Consider the following 19,545-nt stretch of genomic DNA (forward strand, 5'->3'; position numbering starts at 1 on the left):
CACCTGACCGGATTCGTCCGCATAGTCCGGTAAATCCATTATGGAAGGAGGCAGTCCCGTTATGGCAGAACACAGCGAGGGCGACCGTCCCACTAATCTCCCTGTGCATGATCGTCAAGGATGAAGAGCCCTGGATTGCACGCTGTCTGTCAAGCGTACGCGCAGGGGTAGATGAGATCATTATTGTGGATACGGGCTCCCGTGACAGGACGATGGACATTGCCCGCGGCTTCGGCGCAACCATTCTTCAATTTCCCTGGAAGGAGAGCTTCGGGGAAGCCCGCAATTATAGCCTCATTCATGCAAGAGGGGAATGGATACTATGGATGGATGCCGACGAAGAGCTCGCTGTGAATGATGCGCTGAAGCTTCGAATGGTGAGCACTCTTCAGGAACACAAACTGGCCTCTGTGGAAACGATCCATTTCAATGGTCTGTTCCGGCCTCAGGCGCATGAAGCTTACCGGCTGGCTCAGTGCCGCTTGTTCCGTAACGGAGAGGGGGTTCATTTCACTGGAGGCATTCATGAACAATTGAGCTGGCCCGACACCTATACCCGGGAGGATACCAGCACTCCGTTCCAGCTTCCAGTCCGGCTATTTCATTATGGATATCTCCAGTCCGTGACTACTCTTAAATCGAAACATGAACGCAATTTGAAGCTGCTGCAGGAAGCTGTAACAGACAATCCGAACCCCGATCCGTGGAGTCTTTACCATATAGCAAGTGAGTATCAGCGGGTGGGGAAGTATGCACTTGCTTTCGAGCAGGTTAATCAGGCCATTGCCGCTTCGCTGGGGCAGAGAAGATTGCCGCCATCGCTTTTTTACAAGCTCAAGTATGGCTGTCTGTTGGCGATGGGCAGCTTCAGAGAAGGCTGGCCCGGCATTGAGAAGGCCATCAGTCTCTACCCGGATTATGTGGACCTGCATCTGTATAAGGGCTGCATTCTTATGCATACCGACCAGGTAGAGGCTGCGACTTCCGCTTTCGAGCATTGTCTGACGCTTGGAGAGAATGCTCTTCATTATATGGTTCTCAAGGGTGCGGGAACCTTTTACCCCTGTTATTATATCGGGAACTGTTATGAGCTAAGGGGTATGTCTGGTGAATCCAGAGTCTGGTACCGCAGAGCGCTGGAGTATTCCCCCTCATTCAAGGAAGCGGCGGAGAAGCTAGCTCATCTGGAAGATGATCTGCAAGCGGTGGAAGAGGTTCCTTCGGGTGTGCGCAGCTTCTCTGTACCTTCTCATCGGAAAAATTCCCTTCGTTGTAATACGACTCCTGCTAATGCCTGGTCAGTAATCGTAATGCTCTGCAAGGGAGATGGTCCGTTCTCTGCTCTGCGGGAATGGGCAGCCAAGTGGCAGCCGTTCGCCGATCAATGGATCGTGCTCGACGGTGGAATAGGCGCAGACGCTGATAAGCTTGCCAGTGTACTAAGTGCACATGTTCTTCCTCTCCCCTCCGAGGAAGAACAGTCACAGCTATGGGGAAGATTGGAAGGGCTCCTTACCTCTTCCCACGTACTATGGCTGAATCCCTACGAAGAAGTGAGGGAAGAGGAGAGGGAAGCACTATCTGCAATGAAGACTTCACAAGCCAGTCCGTATTCCATGTTCTCTCTTAATCTATGCTTGCAGGCTGGTGAAGTAGAACAGGAACACTGGGTGGTAGAGAGGAATCGTCTTGCGGTACGGGAGGCTGTTCTTGGCTGCAATCCGATCATTGGAGAGCTTATAGCATTACCTGGAGATGTCAGCCGGAGTAGTACTATTATACTTAAGAACAGACAGCCTTCAAGAAAGAACAGATATTTAAACCAAGAAATTTGAAAGGGGATTACAGATTATGCCTATAGGAGTTACAGGACCAACAGGACCAACAGGGACTACGGGGAAAGATGGTAAGGGTGGAATAAATGGAGGCCCTGGTTCAAAAGGTAGCGATGGAAGCACCGGAGTAACTGGAGTGACGGGTCATACCGGAGCAACGGGAGCAGGGAACACGGGAATGACCGGAGCAACGGGAGCAGGGAACACGGGATTAACGGGGATGACCGGAGCGACGGGGGCAGGAAATACGGGATTAACGGGGATGACCGGAGCAACGGGAGCAGGGAACACGGGGATGACCGGAGCAACGGGAGCAGGGAACACGGGGATGACCGGAGCAACGGGAGCAGGGAACACGGGGATGACCGGAGCAACGGGAGCAGGGAACACGGGAATGACCGGAGCAACGGGAGCAGGGAACACGGGAATGACTGGAGCAACGGGAGCAGGAAACACGGGATTAACGGGATTAACCGGTTTTACTGGAGTTACGGGATTAACCGGGTTAACTGGAGTTACAGGACAAACGGGGATGACCGGGATTACAGGTTCAATCACTTCTATTTTTGGAACATATGTAGTTAATGGGTACACTGTTGCGAGTACCGCTAATACTCCTATTGGATTTTTTAATGCCCTAGTAACTGATCCTGCAGAGTCAATTGGGTTGCAGGGCGGCGATACTTTTGTATTGCCTGGAGGGCATATGTATCATGTCTCCGTTCAAGCCTCTGTTCAGTATACGTCTACTGTGTCGCCAGGTATTGGAATATCAGTGGATGGTAATATTGATCCTTTTCATATAGTTTATTCAGGAGCTGAAGTTCCAGGAAGTCCCAGACCTGTCACTCCGGTGACTATGGTGGTAATTATAGATGCCTTAGACGGAGAAAAAAGTATGCAGGTAGTACTCATTGAAGCTGGTACAAGAATATCAACGGATATTATTAATTCTCCGAATGGTTTTGTAGCTGCTTCTGTGACTATTTTGGCCTTAATGTAATTGCGGAATGTACTTTCCTCTCAAGTAAATAAAATTTGAAACGGATACCATCCTTATCTAAGGATGTGTACCCGTTTCTTACTATCTTGGGAGTTAGAAATAAGGTTAAGAGTATTTTATTATATCATTGGAAATTCATGACAGCGAGGAGTTGACAACTAATGGCTACAGGACCAACCGGAGTAACAGGACCAACCGGACCAACAGGCACCACAGGGCCTCTTGGCAGGAGCGGAAGTCAAGGTACAAGAGGTAGCGTTGGATCGACAGGCTTCACAGGGCAAACCGGTCGTACTGGACTCACAGGAGAGACTGGAGCGACAGGTCTTACGGGTGAGACTGGTTCAACAGGTCTTACAGGTGAGACCGGGGCGACGGGGCTGACGGGAGAGACTGGAGCGACGGGGCTGACGGGAGAGACCGGTGCGACAGGGCTGACTGGCGAGACCGGTGCGACAGGACTGACGGGAGAGACCGGAGCGACAGGACTGACGGGAGAGACCGGAGCGACAGGACTCACGGGAGAGACCGGAGCGACAGGACTCACAGGAGAGACCGGAGCAACGGGGCTGACGGGAGAGACCGGAGCGACAGGGCTGACGGGAGAGACCGGAGCAACGGGGCTCACGGGAGAGACTGGAGCAACGGGGCTGACGGGAGAAACGGGAGCAACGGGGCTGACTGGTGAGACTGGAGCGACGGGACTTACGGGAGAGACTGGAGCGACGGGGCTGACTGGCGAGACCGGAGCAACGGGGCTTACGGAGAGACCGGAGCAACGGGGCTCACGGGAGAGACTGGTGCAACGGGCTGACTGGCAGGACTGGAGCGACGGGGCTCACGGAGAGACTGGAGCAACGGGGCTTACGGGAGAAACGGGAGCAACGGGGCTGACTGGTGAGACTGGAGCGACAGGGCTAACTGGTGAGACTGGTGCGACAGGGCTTACGGGAGAAACGGGAGCAACAGGGCTTACGGGAGAAACGGGAGCAACAGGGCTCACGACCGGGCAACGGACTGGCGAGACTGGTGCAACAGGGCTCACAGGAGAAACGGGAGCGACAGGACTCACGGGAGAGACCGGAGCAACGGGGCTGACGGGAGAGACCGGGGCGACAGGGCTGACTGGTGAGACTGGTGCGACAGGGCTGACGGAGAGACCGGAGCAACGGGGCTTACAGGTGAGACTGGAGCGACTGGGCTCACGGGTGAGACTGGTGCGACGGGGCTTACCGGAGAAACGGGAGCGACAGGGCTCACAGGAGAGACTGGGGCGACAGGGCTGACGGGAGAGACCGGAGCGACGGGGCTGACTGGCGAGACTGGTGCGACAGGGCTGACGGGAGAGACCGGAGCAACGGGGCTTACAGGTGAGACTGGAGCGACGGGGCTGACCGGAGAAACGGGAGCGACGGGGCTCACGGGTGAGACTGGAGCGACGGGGCTGACCGGAGAAACGGAGCGACGGGGCTCACGGGTGAGACTGGAGCAACGGGGCTCACGGGAGAGACTGGAGCAACAGGGCTGACAGGAGAAACGGGAGCGACGGGGCTCACGGGCGAGACCGGAGCAACGGACTGGCGAGACTGGTGCAACAGGGCTCACAGGAGAAACGGGAGCGACAGGACTCACGGGAGAGACTGGAGCAACGGGGCTGACGGGAGAGACCGGAGCGACGGGGCTGACGGGAGAGACTGGAGCGACGGGGCTCACGGGTGAGACTGGAGCAACCGGGCTCACGGGAGAGACTGGAGCAACAGGGCTGACCGGAGAAACGGGAGCGACGGGGCTTACGGGTGAGACTGGAGCAACGGGGCTTACGGGAGAAACGGGAGCGACAGGGCTGACTGGAGAGACCGGAGCGACAGGGCTAACTGGTGAGACTGGTGCGACGGGGCTTACGAGAAACGGGAGCGACAGGACTCACGGGCGAGACTGGAGCAACGGGGCTGACGGGAGAGACCGGGGCGACAGGGCTGACTGGTGAGACTGGTGCGACAGGGCTCACGGGTGAGACTGGTGCGACGGGGCTTACCGGAGAAACGGGAGCGACAGGGCTCACAGGAGAGACTGGTGCGACGGGGCTTACGGGTGAGACTGGAGCAACGGGGCTTACGGGAGAAACGGGAGCAACAGGGCTGACGGGAGAGACCGGGGCGACAGGGCTGACCGGAGAGACTGGTGCAACAGGGCTCACAGGAGAGACCGGAGCAACGGGGCTTACAGGTGAGACTGGAGCGACGGGGCTCACGAGAGACTGGAGCAACGGGGCTTACGGGAGAAACGGGAGCAACAGGGCTGACTGGTGAGACTGGTGCAACGGGGCTGACTGGTGAGACTGGTGCAACAGGGCTCACAGGTGAAACGGGAGCAACAGGGCTCACAGGTGAAACGGGAGCAACAGGACTGACTGGAGCGACAGGGCTTACCGGAGAAACGGGAGCGACGGGGCTTACGGGAGAGACTGGAGCAACGGGGCTTACGGGAGAAACGGGAGCAACAGGGCTCACAGGTGAAACGGGAGCAACAGGGCTCACAGGTGAAACGGGAGCAACAGGACTGACTGGAGCGACAGGGCTTACCGGAGAAACGGGAGCAACGGACAGGTGAGACTGGTGCAACAGGGCTGACTGGTGAGACTGGAGCAACGGGGCTTACAGGTGAGACTGGTGCGACAGGACTGACTGGAGCGACAGGGCTTACCGGAGAAACGGGAGCGACAGGGCTCACAGGAGAGACTGGAGCAACGGGGCTGACCGGAGAGACTGGAGCGACAGGACTCACGGGAGAGACTGGTGCAACAGGGCTCACAGGAGAAACGGGAGCGACAGGACTCACGGGAGAAACCGGAGCAACGGGGCTGACGGGAGAGACCGGGGCGACAGGGCTGACTGGCGAGACTGGTGCGACAGGGCTGACGGGAGAGACCGGAGCAACTGGGCTTACAGGTGAGACTGGTGCAACGGGGCTTACAGGAGAGACTGGTGCAACAGGGCTTACAGGAGAGACCGGAGCAACTGGGCTTACAGGTGAGACTGGAGCGACTGGGCTGACCGGAGAAACGGGAGCGACAGGGCTTACAGGTGAGACTGGGGCGACAGGGCTGACGGGAGAAACGGGAGCGACGGGGCTTACAGGAGAGACTGGAGCGACAGGGCTGACGGGAGAGACCGGAGCAACGGGGCTGACTGGTGAGACCGGAGCGACGGGGCTGACTGGAGAAACCGGAGCAACGGGTCTTACGGGAGAGACTGGTGCAACAGGGCTTACAGGAGAGACCGGAGCAACAGGGCTTACAGGAGAGACTGGTGCAACAGGGCTTACGGGAGAGACTGGAGCGACGGGGCTCACCGGAGAGACTGGTGCGACGGGGCTGACTGGCGAGACTGGAGCGACGGGGCTTACGGGTGAGACTGGAGCGACGGGGCTTACGGGTGAGACTGGAGCGACGGGGCTAACGGGAGAGACCGGAGCGACGGGGCTGACTGGTGAGACCGGAGCGACAGGACTCACGGGAGAAACCGGAGCAACGGGGCTGACGGGAGAGACCGGAGCGACGGGGCTGACGGGAGAGACCGGAGCGACAGGACTCACGGGAGAAACCGGAGCAACGGGTCTTACGGGAGAGACCGGGGCGACAGGGCTCACAGGAGAGACTGGGGCGACTGGGCTCACGGGTGAGACTGGTGCGACGGGGCTTACCGGAGAAACGGGAGCGACAGGGCTCACAGGAGAGACTGGTGCGACGGGGCTTACGGGAGAGACTGGAGCAACGGGGCTTACAGGAGAGACCGGAGCAACGGGGCTTACGGGAGAGACTGGTGCAACAGGGCTGACGGGAGAGACCGGAGCGACGGGGCTGACGGGAGAGACTGGAGCGACAGGGCTGACCGGAGAGACCGGAGCGACAGGGCTGACTGGTGAGACTGGGGCGACGGGGCTTACAGGTGAGACTGGAGCGACAGGGCTCACAGGAGAGACCGGGGCGACGGGGCTGACTGGTGAGACTGGTGCAACGGGACTGACTGGCGAGACCGGAGCGACGGGACTGACTGGTGAGACCGGAGCGACGGGGCTGACGGGAGAGACCGGAGCAACGGGACTCACGGGAGAGACCGGAGCAACGGGGCTCACAGGAGAAACGGGAGCGACAGGAATTACAGGAGAGACCGGAGCGACCGGAGCAACGGGGCTGACTGGCGAGACCGGAGCAACGGGGCTCACCGGAGAGACTGGTGCAACGGGGCTGACTGGCGAGACTGGAGCGACGGGAGCGACAGGACTCACGGGCGAGACCGGAGCGACAGGTCTCACCGGAGAGACTGGTGCGACGGGGCTTACGGGTGAGACTGGTGCGACGGGGCTTACGGGAGAGACTGGAGCAACGGGGCTCACAGGAGAAACGGGAGCGACAGGACTCACGGGCGAGACCGGAGCAACGGGGCTGACGGGCGAGACCGGAGCGACAGGGCTCACCGGAGAGACTGGAGCAACGGGGCTGACTGGCGAGACTGGAGCGACGGGGCTTACGGGAGAAACGGGAGCAACAGGGCTGACTGGTGAGACTGGTGCAACGGGGCTGACTGGTGAGACTGGTGCAACAGGGCTCACAGGTGAAACGGGAGCAACAGGACTGACTGGAGCGACAGGGCTTACGGGAGAAACGGGAGCGACGGGGTCACGGGAGAGACCGGAGCAACGGGGCTGACTGGCGAGACTGGAGCGACGGGGCTTACGGGAGAGACTGGAGCAACGGGGCTTACGGGAGAAACGGGAGCAACAGGGCTCACAGGTGAAACGGGAGCAACAGGGCTCACAGGTGAAACGGGAGCAACAGGACTGACTGGAGCGACAGGGCTTACCGGAGAAACGGGAGCGACAGGGCTTACAGGTGAGACTGGGGCGACAGGGCTGACGGGAGAAACGGGAGCGACGGGGCTTACAGGAGAGACCGGAGCAACGACTGGTGAGACCGGAGCGACGGGGCTGACTGGAGAAACCGGAGCAACGGGTCTTACGGGAGAGACTGGTGCAACAGGGCTTACAGGAGAGACCGGAGCAACAGGGCTTACAGGAGAGACTGGTGCAACAGGGCTTACGGGAGAGACTGGAGCGACGGGGCTCACCGGAGAGACTGGTGCGACGGGGCTGACTGGCGAGACTGGAGCGACGGGGCTTACGGGTGAGACTGGAGCGACGGGGCTTACGGGTGAGACTGGAGCGACGGGGCTTACGGGAGAGACTGGAGCGACGGGGCTTACGGGAGAAACCGGAGCAACAGGGCTCACAGGTGAAACGGGAGCAACAGGGCTGACGGGAGAGACCGGAGCAACAGGGCTTACAGGTGAGACTGGAGCGACTGGGCTGACCGGAGAAACGGGAGCGACAGGGCTGACCGGAGAAACGGGAGCGACAGGGCTGACGGGAGAAACGGGAGCGACGGGGCTTACAGGAGAGACTGGAGCGACAGGGCTGACGGGAGAGACCGGAGCAACGGGGCTTACAGGAGAGACTGGAGCGACAGGGCTTACAGGAGAAACGGGGCTTACCGGGGAAACAGGAGTAACGGGGCTGACTGGTGAGACCGGAGCGACGGGGCTGACTGGAGAAACGGGAGCAACGGGTCTTACGGGAGAGACCGGGGCGACTGGGCTTACGGGAGAGACTGGAGCGACAGGGCTCACAGGTGAGACTGGTGCAACTGGGCTGACGGGAGAGACCGGAGCAACGGGGCTTACAGGAGAGACAGGAGCAACAGGGCTCACAGGTGAAACGGGTGCAACAGGTCTTACGGGAGAGACTGGAGCAACAGGGCTTACAGGAGAAACCGGGGCGACGGGGCTCACAGGAGAGACTGGGGCGACAGGACTGACTGGTGAGACTGGAGCGACGGGGCTGACCGGAGAGACTGGAGCGACGGGGCTCACGGGAGAGACTGGAGCAACGGGGCTTACGGGAGAAACCGGAGCGACAGGGCTTACAGGAGAGACTGGTGCAACGGGGCTTACAGGAGAGACTGGTGCAACAGGGCTTACAGGAGAGACCGGAGCAACTGGGCTTACAGGAGAGACTGGTGCAACAGGGCTTACGGGAGAGACTGGAGCGACGGGGCTCACGGGAGAGACTGGAGCAACGGGGCTGACTGGTGAGACTGGTGCAACAGGGCTTACGGGAGAGACCGGAGCAACAGGGCTTACGGGAGAGACCGGAGCAACGGGGCTGACGGGAGAGACCGGAGCGACGGGGCTGACGGGAGAGACTGGAGCGACAGGGCTGACCGGAGAGACCGGAGCGACAGGGCTGACTGGTGAGACTGGGGCGACGGGGCTTACAGGTGAGACTGGTGCAACAGGGCTCACGGGAGAGACTGGAGCGACAGGGCTGACGGGAGAGACCGGGGCGACGGGGCTCACTGGTGAGACCGGGGCGACGGGGCTGACTGGTGAGACTGGTGCAACGGGGCTCACGGGAGAGACTGGTGCAACAGGGCTTACGGGAGAGACCGGGGCGACGGGGCTCACGGGAGAGACCGGAGCGACGGGACTGACTGGTGAGACCGGAGCGACGGGGCTGACGGGAGAAACCGGAGCAACGGGTCTTACGGGAGAGACCGGGGCGACGGGGCTCACGGGAGAGACCGGAGCGACGGGACTGACTGGTGAGACCGGAGCGACGGGGCTGACGGGAGAAACCGGAGCAACGGGTCTTACGGGAGAGACCGGGGCGACAGGGCTGACGGGAGAGACCGGGGCGACAGGGCTGACGGGAGAGACCGGGGCGACAGGGCTGACGGGAGAGACCGGGGCGACAGGACTGACGGGAGAGACCGGGGCGACAGGACTGACGGGAGAGACCGGAGCAACGGGGCTGACCGGAGAGACTGGTGCAACGGGGCTGACTGGCGAGACCGGAGCAACGGGGCTGACTGGCGAGACTGGAGCAACGGGACTCACGGGAGAGACCGGAGCAACGGGGCTTACTGGCGAGACTGGAGCGACGGGGCTGACTGGCGAGACTGGAGCGACGGGGCTGACTGGCGAGACTGGTGCGACGGGGCTTACAGGTGAGACTGGAGCGACGGGGCTTACAGGTGAGACTGGTGCAACAGGGCTCACAGGAGAAACGGGAGCGACAGGACTCACGGGAGAGACCGGAGCAACGGGGCTTACTGGCGAGACTGGAGCGACGGGGCTGACTGGCGAGACTGGTGCGACGGGGCTTACAGGTGAGACTGGTGCAACAGGGCTCACAGGAGAAACGGGAGCGACAGGACTCACGGGAGAGACCGGAGCAACGGGGCTTACAGGTGAGACTGGTGCAACGGGGCTTACAGGTGAGACTGGTGCAACAGGGCTTACAGGAGAGACCGGAGCAACGGGGCTTACAGGAGAGACTGGTGCGACGGGGCTGACGGGAGAGACCGGAGCAACGGGGCTGACGGGAGAGACCGGGGCGACGGGGCTGACGGGAGAAACCGGAGCGACAGGGCTGACTGGCGAGACCGGAGCGACTGGGCTCACAGGTGAGACCGGTGCGACAGGTCTCACGGGAGAGACTGGAGCGACTGGGCTCACGGGAGAGACTGGAGCGACGGGGCTGACTGGTGAGACCGGAGCAACGGGGCTGACGGGAGAGACCGGGGCGACGGGGCTGACGGGAGAGACTGGAGCAACGGGGCTGACCGGAGAGACTGGAGCGACAGGACTCACGGGAGAGACCGGGGCGACAGGGCTGACTGGTGAGACTGGTGCGACGGGGCTTACAGGTGAGACTGGTGCGACGGGGCTTACAGGTGAGACTGGTGCGACAGGGCTTACAGGAGAGACCGGAGCGACAGGGCTGACTGGCGAGACCGGAGCGACGGGGCTTACAGGTGAGACTGGAGCGACAGGGCTCACAGGAGAAACGGGAGCGACAGGGCTTACAGGAGAGACTGGAGCAACGGGGCTTACGGGAGAGACTGGAGCGACGGGGCTGACTGGTGAGACCGGAGCGACAGGGCTGACTGGTGAAACTGGAGCCACTGGAGTTACAGGTGTGACTGGTCCAACAGGAGTTACTGGATTAAGTGTTGTTGAAACAGGTGCGACGGGTCAAACAGGTCTGACTGGTCCAACAGGTCCAACAGGTATGACGGGAGTGACGGGCACAACAGGGAAAGCAGGTAAAGACGGAATAAATGGAGGCCCAGGTTCAAAAGGTGAGGATGGTAACACTGGTTTAACAGGGATTACAGGATTAACAGGGGCAACGGGAGCAACAGGACTCACTGGAGATACCGGAGCAACGGGTCTCACAGGGGTAACAGGATCGACTGGCGTCACTGGGTTAACGGGAGCAACAGGAACAACAGGCCTGACGGGAGAAACTGGTGCAACGGGTCTTACGGGTGAGACAGGAGCAACAGGTCTCACAGGGGCAACAGGAGCGACTGGCGTCACTGGATTAACGGGAGCGACTGGACCAACGGGTATTGGTCTTGTAGGTCCGACTGGTGCTCTGTCCCAGAATTACGCCCAGTTTGTTCTCACAGAGGGAAATACGGTGGCAACAAGTGATCATTTCCCTATTCCACACTTTAGTATCGTTTATACATCCAGCAATGGTACTTCTATAGGGCCAGGAATTACTGATACTAATGAGTTTGTAGTAGAAGCCGGAAATTATTTGATCATGTATCAAGCCATCATCCTATCTTCTGATACAAGACCAGCAGGTCTGGAATTGATTAATAATGGTTCACCAGAATCTACATCAATAGTTACCGCTCCAATAAACACTCTGCCTTCTAATCTTAATGGAACCTATATTTTAGAAGCGGATGAACCAGTAACAATTCAACTTGCGCTTGTATATGAAGGGACTGCTTTAACTGTTGATATGGATGGAGTTTATTATGGCTTCTTCCCTGCCAAGGTCACTATAATTCAGTTGAGCTGAATTTTCCTTGATTGTAATTATTAAATTTGTTTCTCATGAAGACCAGCCTGATTTGGGCTGGTCTTTTCTCACATAATAAGAACTGTAACACATATCAGTTTTTTCTTACATAGCCTGGACGAATTGCCGAACCAATCGTACAGAGCGGCATATGATGGACTATTCTAAACCAGAAAGGAGAGGATTAATTTGTCTCAAGCTAATCTGCCTAACATTACACCAACCATTACACTCACCCGGAGCGATGCCATCAACATGATGATGGCAGCCATCGCCATGGAAGAGTTAGGACTTAGCCATGTAATTAATGCAGAAGGGGAGAAGATGCAGTACGCGCTCGGCACTCTTCCTGGAGTTACTGCCCCGGTGGTGAACATCTCCAATCTTCAGGACATCACTGATAGTATCCGTAGTATGCTGGGGGAAACGGTGAAAAGCGCCTGGCTGCAGACCAGCCAGTTAGAGAGTCTGCTTGCAGCACCGGTTGATTATGGCGGGATCGGAGCCACAGGCGTAACAGGACCAGACGAGGGTCCGATCGGTCCAAGAGGTCTGCAAGGCGAAATAGGAGAGACTGGAGACGATGGCCCGAGCGGTACCACGGGAGTTAGCGGCTTCCCAGGCATAGAGGGACCTTCAGGGGCAACAGGGGCTACAGGTATAACTGGGGCCACTGGATTGACCGCATTGACCGGGGCAACTGGCCTCACTGGGGAGTCCGGGGCTATCGGGTTAACGGGTCTGACAGGAGAAACAGGCGAGACTGGCGTAACAGGGCAAAGCGGAGAGACGGGAGCTACCGGACTCACGGGACTAACAGGAGTAACGGGAGTAACTGGCGTTACGGGGCTAACGGGAGAGACGGGGGCTACTGGCCTAACGGGTCTAACAGGAGTTACAGGAGTAACCGGCTTGACCGGAGTAACCGGAGGAACAGGTGAGCCGCCTATTGACCGGTGGTTGTCCACCCTTACTTCAGGAGGTCCAATAGGTCCAAGAGGTCCAATAGTCTTTGATGCCGATGCTTATTCCACTGGTTCCAATATCAGCCGTAGTATAGGTGGTTTCAATCTGCAAAATAACGATGTTCTAGGCGTTTTGGAACCGGCAACCTACTACGTTCATTATTCAGCTAATGCTTCTACTCCGACAGGGGAGAATTTTAGCGTTGCCCTTACGCTCAATGGGGCTACCCTTCCAGCTAGCGAAGCAATATCGTATCATACAGCTGTCGCTGCCACTTCTAATCTTATAGTGGGCGGGAGTATTTTCCCCACCGTTACTGGTGAAGCAGTGAATACATTAGTTATGATTAATAGCGGCGCCGGTACAATTACAGATGTTAATGCCTCGATATCTATTCTTAAATTGTTCTAAGCCCACTAACCTAGAGGAGTTGATCATATGTCTCAGGCGAATCTGCCTAACATCACCCCAACCATAAGCATTGCTAGGGATGATGCCGTTAACCTGCTGCTGTCCTCCATTGCGATGGAAGAATTGGGACTCAGCCACATTATCAATGCCGAAGGAGAGAAGCTGCAATATATCCTGGGTACCTTACCCGGAGTTACAGCTCCTGAAGCGACCATTGGCGATGTGCTGGCTATGAACGACAGTGTAAGAAATATGATGCGGGATATTGTGAAGAAGGAATTCATTCTTACCAACAAGCTGGAGACGGTGCTGAACGCTTCAATAATGGTAGGGCCTACGGGTGCAACGGGGGCTACGGGGAATCCGGGCGGGCCTCCAGGACCTCAAGGAGAGCAGGGCATTCAGGGTATCCAAGGTCCCGCAGGAATAACTGGTCAAACGGGAGAGACAGGAGCCACGGGGCTGACGGGATTGACCGGAGTGACTGGCTTAACGGGGCCGACAGGAGAGACTGGACTAACCGGAGCTACGGGGTTAACCGGGCTAACCGGAGTAACCGGCTTAACGGGGCTAACCGGGGAGACGGGGGCCACAGGCTTAACCGGGCTGACTGGACTGACAGGCTTAACCGGAGAGACTGGCGTAACCGGTATAACGGGTGCCACCGGCATAACGGGTGCTACAGGGCTAACCGGCTTAACAGGTGAAACCGGGCTGACCGGTGTAACCGGCTTAACCGGGCTGACTGGCATGACCGGGATGACCGGCTTAACGGGTCTTGCCTTCTTCGCAGATTTCTTCTCTGCGATCTCTACTGAGTTTCAAGTTGGGTTTGATGAAATGGTGACCTGGAGCGTAACCGGACCGGAAAGCGGTGCTATTACTATAAATGATACAAATCAGTTTTTTACTTTGCCTGCTGATTCTACAGTCCTGGTCCAATACTATGTCAATGCTCAGAATAATAGCCTGGACACCATGGAATTTCAATTGTGGACCGTAGATCTGACGTCTGGAGCTCTAATAGAAGGTGTTACTGGTTCTATAGCATCCTCAACACTAAACAATACGGCAATTGCAACCGTAGCGGGAGCCGGTATCATAGGGACAACAGCCGAACAAGGTGTGGCGTTAGTTAATAATACTAATGACGTTATAGGTGAGGGCACTTTCTATGCCAACATCCAATTGATCAGGATTAATTAAATGATCTTTTTATAGCGAGATGCGCCAGAATTGAATTCTGGCGCTTTTCTGCGTGTGGATATTAATAATTGACTAATGAATCCGCCTTTTTAGAGCTGGTGGCCGAATAATCCAGACCCCATGGCTTCAGCGGCATAGAATACTATGTGCTGCCGGACCAGAGAGGTCCATGAATATTCTGCATAGCATGGACTTGGACAATCTATAGGCAGCATAAACTGGTATTGGGGGTGTTGATTGAATAGTTCTGCCGTTCGCAAATGGCAAGCAAATATGAAAGTGAAAGAAGGGTTGTGTCTATATGTCATCATTAATTCCGGTGCAACTGGGAAGTCCGGGACCGGCAATCAGGCTGTCAAGTCCGGTATTGCTGGAAGAGAGTCATCCCTACTTCCAAATTGATTTCAGTGTGCCTCTGTCGTTCAAGCCGGAAGTGTCCGGCAATTATCACCTGATCATCGGGTTATCTGTTCTGAAAGACGGAAATATCATCCATAGCCTTACTGAACCCTATATCGGCAACAGCAACGCCGGAGAAGCGCTGGTTGCTGATCTGAATGCAAGTATTAAGGGGAGCTTCGGGCAAGGCGTGCAGTCCTTTGAACTGGAGCTGCGTATTCTGTCTTCACAGAATATTGCGGCGAATCCGCTGGTTGGTCTTCCAGCAGTCTCAGTACAAGGATCCGCGGCTGATGCTGATGAATTCGGTCCGACGGGACCAACCGGTTCACAAGGTCCCTATGGTACGAAAGGTACGAAAGGTCCAACGGGCACCACCGGTCCGATCGGGATAACCGGCCCTGGCATCATGGGAACGAAGGGACCAAAGGGACCCACAGGGGCTACGGGTGTAGTGGTGGCAACGGGAGAGGGGAGCGGAACCGGAGCTACAGGCGCAACAGGTCTTGCCGGGATAGGAGTAACCGGGCCAACGGGAGCGACAGGAATTGGAGCCACCGGTATGACCGGATATGGGGTGCCTGGACCGGCAGGAATGACCGGACGCACTGGCATGACCGGGAATCCGGGGCCCGGATCCAGTATTACTGGAGACACGGGGACGACAGGACCCACAGGTGTAACCGGACCAGGCCGGGCGTTACCACTCGTTGTGAGCAATATTCTGCTGTCGAGCAGTCCCATCGAAAGTGAAATTGTGGGGCAACTTTCGGCGGTACAGATCAATTCGACAGATCAATGTGTAGTCATATCGGGTACTCTTCAGATAATGTACGGGAATCCCTCTAATGACCATTACAATAACAATCTTCTATATGAAGTGCGTCGAGATGGTCAGGAACTTGATACTAACGGTTTCTTTTTTTGGTCAAAAATATTCAATTATTCAATTAATCCGGCATCTAATTACGATCCTTCTGAAGAATTACTGTCCTTCTATGCGATTGATGAGAATCCGCCCCCGGGTCTTCACAACTATACGTTGCGCGTTCATATCTATGATGTGTCTGACAATACAACAATCAGCTATAGATCCTTCAATGCATCTGCAAAGGTATTCCAAAGAGGCAACTGAGACATAAAGGAGTTGAAACATGCATGAACATCTATTCGTCGCTTCCCCTTGGAGCCGGCAATGTGCTGGTGCTCACGGATATCCGTGCAGACTTGGAGCAGCCGTATGCATCTGCGGAATTACAGTTGTCGATTCCATTGCTGCTGGATATTCTGTCCCCCGGTTATTATCATCTGCACCTAAATGTTGAACTATGGAGGGCTAACGCTCTTGTTGAGATACGTGATGTATTCATAGAATCCACAGCACTGTCTGCCGGACTGGTTCAGACAGAATCAACGGTCAGATTCAATGATGTACTGCCCGCAGGCATTCATCAATACGAGCTAAGAGTGAAGCTGCTCCATTATCAGAATATCGCTTCGGATATCCGGGTGGGCTCCCCCCGGTTACAGACCGGTCCGGGACCCGTCATATTCAACGGTCCTATAGGTCCTCCAGGTCCAACAGGACCCACTGGTCTAACCGGACGTACCGGTCTATCTGGGGGCGCCGGGAGAATGGGAGAGGATGGCGTCTCGCTTACAGGCCCGACCGGGCTAACCGGAGCAACGGGTCCAACAGGGACAACCGGCTATGTAGGAAACTTTGCCGGACCCACCGGTGTAACCGGAGCAACCGGAACAGGGGTTACAGGGGCAACCGGACCTACGGGTGTGGGAAGTGCCGGAGCAACGGGTACAGCAATTACTGGCGATACCGGACCAGATGGTCCGACAGGACTCACAGGCTTCAACGGTCCGCCCGGATCAGGTAACGAAACGGGGGGAACTGGACCCCAAGGTGCCAGGGGACATACAGGAACCTTAGCGGATGGAGCATCTATTCCAATATTGACTTACAAAGTTTCACCAGGGGATGTAGGGTTTATTAATAAGCCCGAACTGCTTGCATCTCTCCAGGTGGATCCTGGAAGTGGACGATGCCAAATAGAGGGGATTGTAGGCTTATGGTTTTGGAAACCATCTCCTCGATTAAATTCTGGCATACGGTTAACCATCACACTTACTGATTCTGTTGGAAATACATTGTATCAGTATACTGATTATTGGCAGAAACAAGGTCCTGAATATGTTGAATTCGCTCAGACATTTCCATTTACCGTTATGTATGACGGGCCACCGACTACATTGACGCTAACTGAAGTAATTACCGGTGATGATCAAGAACGATTAATTATCGTGATTCTTCCAGCTGTCTTAACTTCCACGGTAATTCCGAATAACTAGCATTACGTACTATATCTAAGGCGGTGAAATTATGTCGAATCTAACAACTCTCCCTTTGGGAGCGCCGGGCCCGGCTATTCACCTGGCAGAGACGCTCGAAATCACTGCAGCTCAGCCTCAGGCGCATGTGACCTTTCATATCCCTGTTATCTTCCAGAGCAGCTCTCCAGGCGAATCCCTGCTGCGGATTGAACTGGAGACGATGCTCTCCGGCAGTGTGCTGCAGACTCAATTAGTCACGCTGTCCAATAATGGAACTGAGGAGACTGCAAGAACAATACAAGTTACAGTCAACCACCCGGCTTATCCGGGAACGTATGCCTACACTATACGAGCTCGGGTAGTCAGTTATATTAACATCAAGGCCGATCCTTATATAGGCAGAGCTGTTGCAGGGATAGCTTCTGTTCAGGCAATTCGGGCTGCTACAGGAATTACCGGTCCGACCGGCCCTACTGGAACGACCGGCACCCAAGGCCAAAGGGGAGACGGCGGCGGTTACGGTAACAAGGGCGTGACAGGAGCTACAGGATATGGAGCGACCGGTCCGACAGGAGATACAGGTGAACCAGGCCCTCCCGCAAGCGTCACTGGCGGAATCGGCACTGGGCCCACTGGTCCAACAGGGGCGACGGGCTTGACCGTAGTAGGTCCGACAGGTGCAACCGGTAATGCGGTGACAGGTGCGACAGGTACGAGTGTGAAGGGGACGCAGGGTGCACCAGGGAAGGAAGGTCTGCAAGGAGCGCCGGGACCAACAGGGACGATGGGTCCAGGCCCAAGAGGGCCAGCCGGCGCTACTGGTGCAACCGGCTCAACCGGCGAACCGCTGTCTCCTGCCCAATATCAATATCGTACTGATCCGATGGTGTTGACTGATTCTCCGCGAGTTTTTCTAACCTCGAACGTGCAGACTATGGCCGGACAACGCGTTCTATTACAGGGTAATGTCCGAATCACGTATCTCCCGCTCTCAGTAGCTACAAGAATTTCTGTTACTATTGGCTTTGCATATAACTTTTCTATCAATTCCTTCTTCCACTCGTTTAACTTTCAGACAATAGTCCAGGGCTATGGGAGCGATATGCCTGATCCCGGACAACGGGCCAGCGTACAGATTCCTTTTAGCCTGACGCATGCCCCCGAACCCGGTACAGGAACATATACTGTATTTTTGTCGCAGAACTCTAATCCACAGGATAATGTGACGCTGACGGCGGAGAACCGGTATCTTGTGGCAGAGGCAGTCGATGTCGGCACCATCTCCTCCCCGAACAGTTACGCTTATTTCCTGGCTGCGGGCGGGGTGCAAACCATCAATGCATTGGTTGGTCCCACCCAATCGGTTCCGATGGATCCCAATATCCAGTTCAACGCGAATGCAGCTTATGCCGCTTCAACAGGTGATGACATTTACTATGCGGTACAAGACAGGTTATACCAGTTCGACACAAAGGCCCAAGTGGTGAACTGGGGAATCGATCTGAATCAGGATATGCAGGCAACAGATCTGCTGCTTACGCCTGACCAGAGATATCTGTTCATCTCGGATGAAGCCAGTCCCCAGGTGCAGGTGTATGATCTGGTGAACAGTGTTACCGTCCGAACGCTGACGCTGGAATCGAATGTTCTCTTCTCCGCCGCTTCTCCAGACAGCCGCTATGCCTTCTTCTATATCTATACGGGTGAGGTTCATGCCTATAACATTGCCCTGGGAACACTGGAGCGGAATATCTTCAATGGATTGTATCCTATTCAGCCTCAGTTATATCCAGGCTACTCCAACCCGCTGGTAGTATCACCTGACAGTACCGAGGTGAGGTTTACTCCAGGTCTGGCACAAGTCTTTTATGCTCACGCGGAGGTTGGTAACTTCAATAACAAGGGTCTCAGAACTACATCCGGTAACGGGTCATGGGGCATTGTGCAGTTAAATAACGGAAATTGTATAACCATAGATAACGGGGTAGATCCAAATAATTCGGTGCAGTATGCTAATGTCAACCTTCTTAGACCCAATGGAGATTATTTGTTGGTACAATTTGGAGTTCCATTATACTCGCTGGTTCTATCACCGGATCAGCAGTTTGTTTGCATCCAAAGCGCATATGGTCTCTCTGTACTTGATTCTAATACTTTAGCAGGAAGTTCATTCCCCGCAATAACGGATCAAACCTTCCGGGGAGGAGTCAACTTCACAAGAGACAGTAGTTTTCTAGTTGTTATAGGGACTCAACATATTTACACGATAAGCTTAGAGGATCGTTCAATCCGAACCTTTGGCCTTCCGCCAGAACCAGCTAATCGGCCGCTGAACTACACCCTCTCCAGCGGAGCTTACAAAACGCAGAGTAAATAAAGCGAGGTTACGCGCGCTGCACAAGTTATGCTTAGGTCAATCCCTGTGGTTTCTGAAACTAC

General features: G+C 56.2%; 9 protein-coding genes and 1 pseudogene. All 10 read left to right on the forward strand.

All coding sequences use genetic code 11. The features are described 5' to 3' along the window. Positions 1 to 107 precede the first annotated feature (107 nt). The 10 genes and pseudogenes from MKY64_RS04220 to MKY64_RS04265 all read left to right on the forward strand — a co-directional run bounded on the left by MKY64_RS04220 (position 108) and on the right by MKY64_RS04265 (position 19,483). Positions 108 to 1,835, forward strand: a complete 1,728-nt coding sequence (locus tag MKY64_RS04220) for a glycosyltransferase (protein ID WP_051477911.1) — start codon at positions 108 to 110, stop codon at positions 1,833 to 1,835. 361 nt (positions 1,836 to 2,196) lie between these two features. Then, positions 2,197 to 2,838 carry a hypothetical protein gene (locus MKY64_RS33370; protein WP_445323339.1) on the forward strand — a complete coding sequence of 214 codons (642 nt, stop codon included), beginning with the start codon at positions 2,197 to 2,199 and terminating at the stop codon, positions 2,836 to 2,838. Between the two features lie 161 nt (positions 2,839 to 2,999). Then, positions 3,000 to 4,124, forward strand: coding sequence for a hypothetical protein (locus tag MKY64_RS33375; protein WP_445671690.1), 1,125 nt, complete (start codon positions 3,000 to 3,002; stop codon positions 4,122 to 4,124). Positions 4,125 to 4,228: 104 nt separating this feature from the next. Beyond that, positions 4,229 to 7,546 (forward strand): annotated as a pseudogene (locus MKY64_RS33380) (beta strand repeat-containing protein). A 2,321-nt stretch (positions 7,547 to 9,867) separates the two neighbouring features. After that, on the forward strand, positions 9,868 to 11,778 hold the full coding sequence (locus MKY64_RS33385; RefSeq protein ID WP_445671719.1) for a beta strand repeat-containing protein: 1,911 nt from the start codon (positions 9,868 to 9,870) through the stop codon (positions 11,776 to 11,778). 189 nt (positions 11,779 to 11,967) lie between these two features. Beyond that, positions 11,968 to 13,155 carry a collagen-like triple helix repeat-containing protein gene (locus tag MKY64_RS04245; RefSeq protein ID WP_339249915.1) on the forward strand — a complete coding sequence of 396 codons (1,188 nt, stop codon included), beginning with the start codon at positions 11,968 to 11,970 and terminating at the stop codon, positions 13,153 to 13,155. 27 nt (positions 13,156 to 13,182) lie between these two features. Then, positions 13,183 to 14,361 (forward strand): collagen-like protein, encoded by a 1,179-nt coding sequence (locus tag MKY64_RS04250; RefSeq protein ID WP_051478527.1) that lies wholly within the window; start codon positions 13,183 to 13,185, stop codon positions 14,359 to 14,361. A gap of 301 nt (positions 14,362 to 14,662) precedes the next feature. Then, positions 14,663 to 15,895 carry a hypothetical protein gene (locus tag MKY64_RS04255; protein WP_340951092.1) on the forward strand — a complete coding sequence of 411 codons (1,233 nt, stop codon included), beginning with the start codon at positions 14,663 to 14,665 and terminating at the stop codon, positions 15,893 to 15,895. Positions 15,896 to 15,918: 23 nt separating this feature from the next. Continuing rightward, on the forward strand, positions 15,919 to 17,124 hold the full coding sequence (locus MKY64_RS04260; protein WP_340951094.1) for a collagen-like triple helix repeat-containing protein: 1,206 nt from the start codon (positions 15,919 to 15,921) through the stop codon (positions 17,122 to 17,124). Between the two features lie 31 nt (positions 17,125 to 17,155). Then, on the forward strand, positions 17,156 to 19,483 hold the full coding sequence (locus MKY64_RS04265) for a hypothetical protein (protein ID WP_340951096.1): 2,328 nt from the start codon (positions 17,156 to 17,158) through the stop codon (positions 19,481 to 19,483). Positions 19,484 to 19,545: the final 62 nt, after the last annotated feature.

The sequence above is a fragment of the Paenibacillus sp. FSL R7-0210 genome, from assembly GCF_038009085.1.
Classification (GTDB): domain Bacteria; phylum Bacillota; class Bacilli; order Paenibacillales; family Paenibacillaceae; genus Paenibacillus_AQ; species Paenibacillus_AQ silagei.